The 7,279-nt window shown below is 32.2% G+C and carries 4 protein-coding genes; 3 read left to right on the top strand and 1 reads right to left on the bottom strand.

Features of this window, described 5'->3' with window-relative positions:
* Positions 1–230: 230 nt before the first annotated feature.
* Entirely contained in the window at positions 231–2,714 is a 2,484-nt protein-coding gene (locus tag AB671_RS19825; protein ID WP_066682304.1) for a DUF5686 family protein, read from the bottom strand.
* A 444-nt stretch (positions 2,715–3,158) separates the two neighbouring features.
* Here AB671_RS19825 and AB671_RS19820 point away from each other — a divergent pair, with 444 nt between their 5' ends.
* The 3 genes from AB671_RS19820 to AB671_RS22070 all read left to right on the top strand — a co-directional run.
* Positions 3,159–5,450, top strand: a complete 2,292-nt coding sequence (locus tag AB671_RS19820; RefSeq protein ID WP_066682301.1) for a restriction endonuclease — start codon at positions 3,159–3,161, stop codon at positions 5,448–5,450.
* A gap of 688 nt (positions 5,451–6,138) precedes the next feature.
* Positions 6,139–6,831 (top strand): hypothetical protein, encoded by a 693-nt coding sequence (locus AB671_RS19815; protein WP_066682298.1) that lies wholly within the window; start codon positions 6,139–6,141, stop codon positions 6,829–6,831.
* A gap of 352 nt (positions 6,832–7,183) precedes the next feature.
* Positions 7,184–7,279, top strand: a 96-nt coding sequence (locus tag AB671_RS22070; RefSeq protein ID WP_185114162.1) for a GIY-YIG nuclease family protein, incomplete at its 3' end; no start/stop codon positions are given.

Below are 7,279 nucleotides of genomic sequence, written 5' to 3'. Positions count from 1 at the left end.
CCCGGAACATGAGTTGGAGAGTAGGAGGGATTTGGTGTTGGAGAGCATTGGCGTGAGGAGTATGAGCGGATAGACGGAAATAGCTCCTGAAAAAAATAATATCATCATATAAATAATTCGAGGATAAATTTTCTGAAATTTTTTTGACTAGTCCTAAAAAAACGCCATCAACTTTAAAGGTTAATGACGTTTTTTTATTTTTAAATCTCGTTTATAAAGAGTTTATTTCATTAATTTAAAACATTAAATCTCAGTTTTATTCCAAAGTTATCTTTGAATTGTGAGGTTTGATAATATCCTAGTCTATAAGAGAGGCCTACACCGAAGTTTCTGCCTAAAAATCTATTCCAGATCACGCCAACTTCCTGATAATAATGATCGAGTACCTGAAAATCGAATTGATGATCGCCTCTGTTCTTAAGATCTCCAATTGCAGCCTGGTATTCCAGTTCGATGTTTGAATATCTCGAACCGAACGTTTTAAACCTGAAAGGTAAATACTGTGAAACTTTAAATGCGATAAATTTATCTGCAAAGAAAGTTCCTGAAGGCATCGTTGCAAATGCCAAATTGTTTGGAGTGTTGATATTAGAATACCAATGATCAGGGTTTCTGTCGTTCTGACCTGCAATTTCGAAGTTTTTCCAGATTGGGGCAGTTCCTGATGAAATTCCACCAAAAAGTTTAAGATTGGTAATCCCCAATTTTGATCTGAACTGGTGAATAATCAACGCATCAGCTCTGTAATAATCCAAATCTCCGCCTAATGCATCAATTCCTTTTTCAACATTCATATAAACTTGCGGAAAGCCTTTTTCATACGTGTATTTTCCGCTTGGTGTCATGATATTTTTATCATTTGGCGAGAATTTTAGTGATAACGTTGTGCTTACATTGTCAAAACGGTTTCCTAAATTTTTGTATTGATAATCAAAAAGTGCTTCCTGTTTCTCTTTATTTACGGCAATTTTCATACTCAAGGAGTTCGAAATATCATACAAATAGAATGCTCCCCATTTTTGATTTTTATAAAAATTGGCATTGTGCAGGTCCAGATTCAGATCATTCACTTTCATCATCATATCCCACATGTTATTGCTGAATCTTCCTGCCGCAAAAACGTCATCTACATAATCAATACGGAAAACTGAAGTTCTTTTTTTAGATAATTTCATGTCTAAACCAAGTCCATATTTCCATGTATGATCTTTAAAACCATAACCGAAATATCCATCGGGAGAAAATGTTTTATTGAATTTTTCGTTGAGTTTTACACCGGCTCCTAAACGAATACCTTGGTATTTATCGTAGCTGATAAATTTAGTCAAGTCAAAATCAATGATCTTATAGCGCAGATTACCTCTCATTAATTGAGTTAAAAAACTCAGTTTCTTTTCAAAATCATGCTTCTGTACAAAACTGTCGATTTGAGTGTAGGTTGCACTTTCTCTTGCAGTAAGGCTGTCGGTTCTGTACTTATTTAGCAAAGTTCCGTCAGAGTTTTTCATTTCGAGAGAATAGCCTTTAAATTCTGATGCTTTTTGAGCTTCATTCAGTTGAAAATCAAAGAAACGGTTCTTTACATACAGATAATTTCCAAAGGTTTTCTGATGGTATTTTCGCTTGTCGCTGATGTATGCGCCTTTCTTTAAACTGTCGGTCTTTACACTGTCTCTCTTTGCAATATTGAAGGTTTGGTCGCCCATTTTCAGTTTAATATCTTCATAATCCAAAAACCATTTTCCGTCAATTGGTTTCCATACAGAGATAATGTCGCCTTCATTTCTTTTTTTGTTGGCACTTTCAAACTTTTTCAGTGCATACGTTTCAGAATCAATATAAATTTTACCATTAAATTTTCTTGGATTCTGCTTCTTTTTATCAGTAATTTCTTTGAATTTGATAACATAAGTTTTTCTTCCGTCTAATTGTAGAGTATCTGACATATAAAAGTTGAAAAGCTTTCTATTTTCAGGTCTTAACTGTCTTGGAGTTCTGTTTAAATTGGAAATATTAATTGCCAAAGCTTCATAAATTGGATTTTTAAAACCCGACATTCTGTTATCGATGATATTGGTTTTCTCTCCAAATTTCTGAGAATATTTGTATTCTGTTGCCTTTTCCCAAAGAAACATCTGGCTTTCCTGTGAAGCGTTGATGAAGTCTTCATTAATTAACGAATCTTTCTTTTCGCTTTCCTTTTGCTTAAATTCTTTTTTATCGACTTTTGAAAGAGAATCTTTTCTCGAAGCCAAGAAATTTTTAAAAGTATCAATTGAATCTTTGTCTACATCAATTGAAAACTTTGAGTACGATTTAAAGTTATAGGTATCTAAAGACTTTGGTGAATTTTCTTTTTCCCTTTTATTGACCTCATCTAAAATTCTCAAAGCTTTCGGGTCACTTTTATCGGTGATGATAATTTTATCGATGTTACTTTGTTTTTCTGATAAAGGCTGCATACCAAGATCCATCGACTTTTTTACATCAACCAAAGCATCTTCAAAATTGCTGGCAAGAATTTCTACTTTTTTACATTTTGTTTTAAAAGATAAAACGCCTTCGTAATTGGTTTTTCCCAAAAGATTGTCGTCACAGTAAACAGCTGCATTTTCAATCGGTTTTTTATTAGTTTTATTGAAAACTTTCAATTGAGTTTGCCCAAAAATAAGTACCGTACAAAGTAAAAGTAGAGTAGATAAAAGTTTTGTCATTGAGTTTTTATTAATGAGACAAAACTATTGATAAGAAAGTTACAAAACCATAAGAGAAAATATAATCTTTTGTTAAAAATAAAATCTGCTGTATTTCAATTTGATACGTTTTGTTTTTATATTAATCAATTCCCAAGTGAATGATAAATTAGATTTTATTTAAGAGTTTTTAAGGCTTTTATAATGAAATACTATTTCTATTGTTGACAACTTCCGTCAGTTCGCGTAAAAATTATTTGAAGAATAATTTTGTATCGAGAAGATTAGTATTATTTTCCTCTAAGTTAGAAATAATTGTTTTTATAAGAATATTATTTATTTTTTTTAAGTTAGTTTGGCTGGACGTATTGTTTCGAACTAAACGTTAGCAGCAATTTTATATTAAATGCATAATGTAATTTAAAAATTATTATTTCTTAAATTTGAATAAAACGAACGCGCAACATGGAATATGACTTTTCAAAATTAAATGATAGAGAATTTGAAATTTTAGCTGCTTCAGTCATTGAGAAAGAACTAAAAAATAAAGTAGAAATTTTTAAGTCTGGACGAGATGGCGGTGTTGATGGTAGATTTTGGATTGGTGAAAAAAACGAAGGAATTATACAGTGTAAACGTTATTTAGAAACACCTTATCCTCAATTGATTTCAAAATTAAAAACTGAAGAGTTTGATAAAGTAAAAAAACTAAATCCTAGTAAATATATCTTTGTCACTTCAAAAAAACTTTCTAGAAACAATAAACAAGAAATTAAAGAAATTTTCAAACCATATATTAATTCAGAGAGAGATATTTGGGGACTAGAAGATTTAAATACTTTTTTATCTAAAAAGGAAAATCAAGATATTGTTGAAAGGAATTATAAACTATGGATTACTAGTACGAGTGTATTAGATATTCTTTATAATAATGCCATAAAAGGCAGAAGTCAATTTACAATACGAGAAATTGAGGAAAAGGCTTACAGATATGTAGTCACCGATAATCATCATAAAGGATTAAGAATACTAGAAGAAAATAATGTAATCATTTTGACTGGTGAGCCGGGAATCGGTAAAACTACACTTGCTGATAATTTGGCAATTCATTACATAGCAAAGGGTTATGAATTTTGCGATATAGAAGAAAATATTAATGAAGCGGAAAGTTTATTTCGTGAAAATGAACAAAAAAAAATTCTATTTTATTGTGATGATTTTTTAGGTAGTAATATGTATGATGCTATCAACAATAAAAAAGATTCTCATATTGTCAAATTCATAAGTAGAATTAAAAAAGATAAAAGCAAAAAGTTTATTCTTACATCAAGGACAAATATTTTGAATAAAGCATACAGCTTAAGTCACATTTTTCAAAATTTAAAAATTCGCGATAATGAATTTTTACTAACAATTAAAAATTTGACTAATCTTGATAAAGCAAAAATTCTTTACAATCATATATATCATTCAAATTTACCGGAACAATTTATTGATATTATATACGAAGATAAAAGGTATAAGGAAATAATAAAACATCAAAATTTTAATCCCCGAATAATAGAGTTTATAACTGACTCTTCTTTTATTGGAAATTTAAAACCCGAAAATTATTGGGCATACATTATCAAAAGTTTAGATCAGCCTGAGGTTATTTGGGCGGATTATTTTCAAAATCAAACCGATGACTGTGTAAGAGCTCTTACATATTTAACTGTCTTTAATAATGGAAAAATAACTGAGGATAATTTAAGAAACTCTTATACTACCTTTCTAAAGATTCACACAGTAAATATGGGTGATACTTCTGATAAAAGTTTTGAAGCTATAAGAAAATTAGCAACAAAATCATTATTGAATAGAAATCTCATTGGGGAAAATAAATATGAATATGTTTTATTCAACCCATCCATCGCGGATTTTGTTCTAAATGAATACTCTAATGAAATTGCTTTGATTTGTAATATTCTTAAATCATTAGATAATGAAGTTTCCATAGATTATTTGCACGCTTTATTAAAATCTAACAAAATTAATAATTCATATACTGGTAGAATATTAGAAGATTTGTTTGATTATTTTTTTGAAAATAAATTGGAGAGTGAAGATTGGGATTTTTTAATTGCCTTATGCTATTTTGACTTTTTGAATGCAACAATAAATAAAAGAATAGCCCTTTTTTTAAATACACTAATAAATGCTAACAACCCGAGCGGGAATAGATTATGGGAGTTATTAATAATTTTATCAGAATTTGAAAGAAAAATTGAATTTAAAAATTTTAAGTTTTTATACAATTTTATTATGGACGTAGAGGATGAGGACACATTAAAAAAACTGTTTGATTTTATAGATGTTCACAATATTGACGATGAAACTATTTTAATACAAATTGATATTTTACTTGAAAAATATTTGAGAAGCTTTGTTGATAGTAATGATTTAGATGTTGATTATGCCAAACATATTAATCAAACTTATAGCTATTACGAAGGACATCCTGAAATAGATGTAGATATACATGGTATTGAAGATGAAATTAGAGAGAATCTTGATTCATTTTTAGATGGCTTCAACGTAAGTGTACTAGAAAAAATTTCTTTCTCTACCTCTAGCATTGTTTCAGGGATAGATGTAGATTCTAAGGTTACAAGATATTTGGAAAGTTATGAGCCCGATTATGATCGTGACAGTTACGGAGGCTACTACTCAGGAAGATCGGGCGAAGATGATATTGATGCCATCTTTGAACGTTAATAAATAAAAGTAAACTTGTCTCTAAGATCGTATTGGGGAAATGTGATTTAAGGAGAAGTTGAAAGTTTCTCCTTTTTTGTTTTAACAGCCTATTATATTTCCCGAGCAGTTAGCTTGAATTCCACCATTAATAATTATCAATAAATAAACCTCGCCCTCCAGCGAGGTTTTTCCATTTAAAAAAATAAAAGCCTCACCCCGATACTAATCAAAAATATTTTTATATTTGTTTTAAGAACAACAAAAAACAAAATGATGATATTTAAAAATAATCCCGCATTTCATGCGCAGGCTTCCGGTACCATCGGATCCCACAAAAACCAACATTGTAACCAACAACTTCCTGTACTCAAAAACCGGTAAAGTACTACGCTTGATGGCTCAAGGAGGTCGAAGACCACTTTAACCGTTTAGAAATAGCATTCAAGTATTTGGTTGAGACAATCAATCCCTTCGAAAGGCCGTTCAAGTGCTTCGTTTAGACAATCAACTGTTTCGAACAAGCAAACAAGTAATTCGAAGAGCTGTCCAAGCAGTTCGAAGTGCCCATCAACCAGTTCGAAGAGGCAATCAAGTACAATTTGTTATTTATCAGCGCTTTGCAGACTTTTTGTGAGAGTTGATGAATGAATACAAAAGATAAAATTAGATCTCAAATCCTTATTTAAAACACAAAAACAAATCCATTATGAAAAAAGAACAGGTAATCCGTAGCTTCAGAATTGCAGATTCTGTACTGAAACAAAAAGCTGACGAATTGATCGCTTTGATTGACAGAGACCTCAACGAATTTACAGACCGTGGCTACAATCCCACAAAAAAGACCGAATTGACCACTGCCCGAAACACGGTAGACAGTTTCCCAAGCGATGAACAGCTGGAAGCCATCAAAATAGATCTCACCGAACAAAAAGACGCCGCCAGAAAAGCACTGGAAAAATCGATGCGCAGTATTTTCAATGCGGCAGAAAATGTTTTCGGACAGCACAGTGCCAAATACAAGGAATTCGGCAATGCATTGATCAGTCAGCAAAGCGATGCCGAGCTTGTGCGCGTTGCCAAGATCATGAGCCTCACCGCAGTGAAATACCTTACCGAACTTTCAGATGAAGGTCTTACGGTAGACAAGATCAATACACTGACTATACAACGTGATACTTTAGACATCGCTATCGATTCACAAGCTCAAGGTATTTCAGACCGTGATGTTGCCACCGAAGGTAGAGTAGAAGCGCTCAATAAACTCTACCAACTGCTCACAAAATATGCAGGTATCGGTCAGGATATTTTCTACGAAACCAACGAAGCCAAGTACAACGACTACATCATCCACGACACCCCAAGTGGACTTCCGGAAGCCCCACTGGTAGATCCAATATAAAAAATATATTCCGTCACTTCCCTCGTCAGTTCGAGTGTTTTTCGTAGCGCAGCGCAGAAAAATGTATCGAGAACCAGTGAACCGAAGCACAAATTTTGTCTTTCTCTCAAAAAACTTCTCGATACACTTCGCTTTGCTACGTTACTCGAAGTGACCATTTACAGTCATTAAACATAAGTCGAGCTCCGTCAGTTCGAGTGTTTTTCGTAGCGCAGCGCAGAAAAATGTATCGAGAACCCGTGAACCGAAGCACAAAATTTGTCTTCCCATCAAAAACTTCTCAATACGAATTTTTGCAAAATTCTACTCGAAGTGACGTTCGTTGAATCAAATCTTATTAATACAATTGATCATGCAAACATCATTCGTCTATATATTACTTTGTTCTGATAAAACCTACTACACTGGAGTCACCGAAAATGTGTACAAACGTTTTGATGAACATCAA

Origin of the sequence: Chryseobacterium sp. BGARF1, from assembly GCF_001677955.1 — a bacterium.
In the GTDB taxonomy this organism is placed as follows: domain Bacteria; phylum Bacteroidota; class Bacteroidia; order Flavobacteriales; family Weeksellaceae; genus Chryseobacterium.
The sequence above is the reverse complement of the archived record's forward strand: the minus strand, read 5'-3'. Positions and strand labels throughout refer to the sequence as shown.

What these genes read in the sequence shown, in the direction of transcription:
- AB671_RS19825 (WP_066682304.1), bottom strand. Translation starts at nt 2,714, where the DNA reads ATGACAAAACTTTTATCTACTCTACTTTTACTTTGTACGGTACTTATT.
- AB671_RS19820 (WP_066682301.1), top strand. Translation starts at nt 3,159, where the DNA reads ATGGAATATGACTTTTCAAAATTAAATGATAGAGAATTTGAAATTTTA.
- AB671_RS19815 (WP_066682298.1), top strand. Translation starts at nt 6,139, where the DNA reads ATGAAAAAAGAACAGGTAATCCGTAGCTTCAGAATTGCAGATTCTGTA.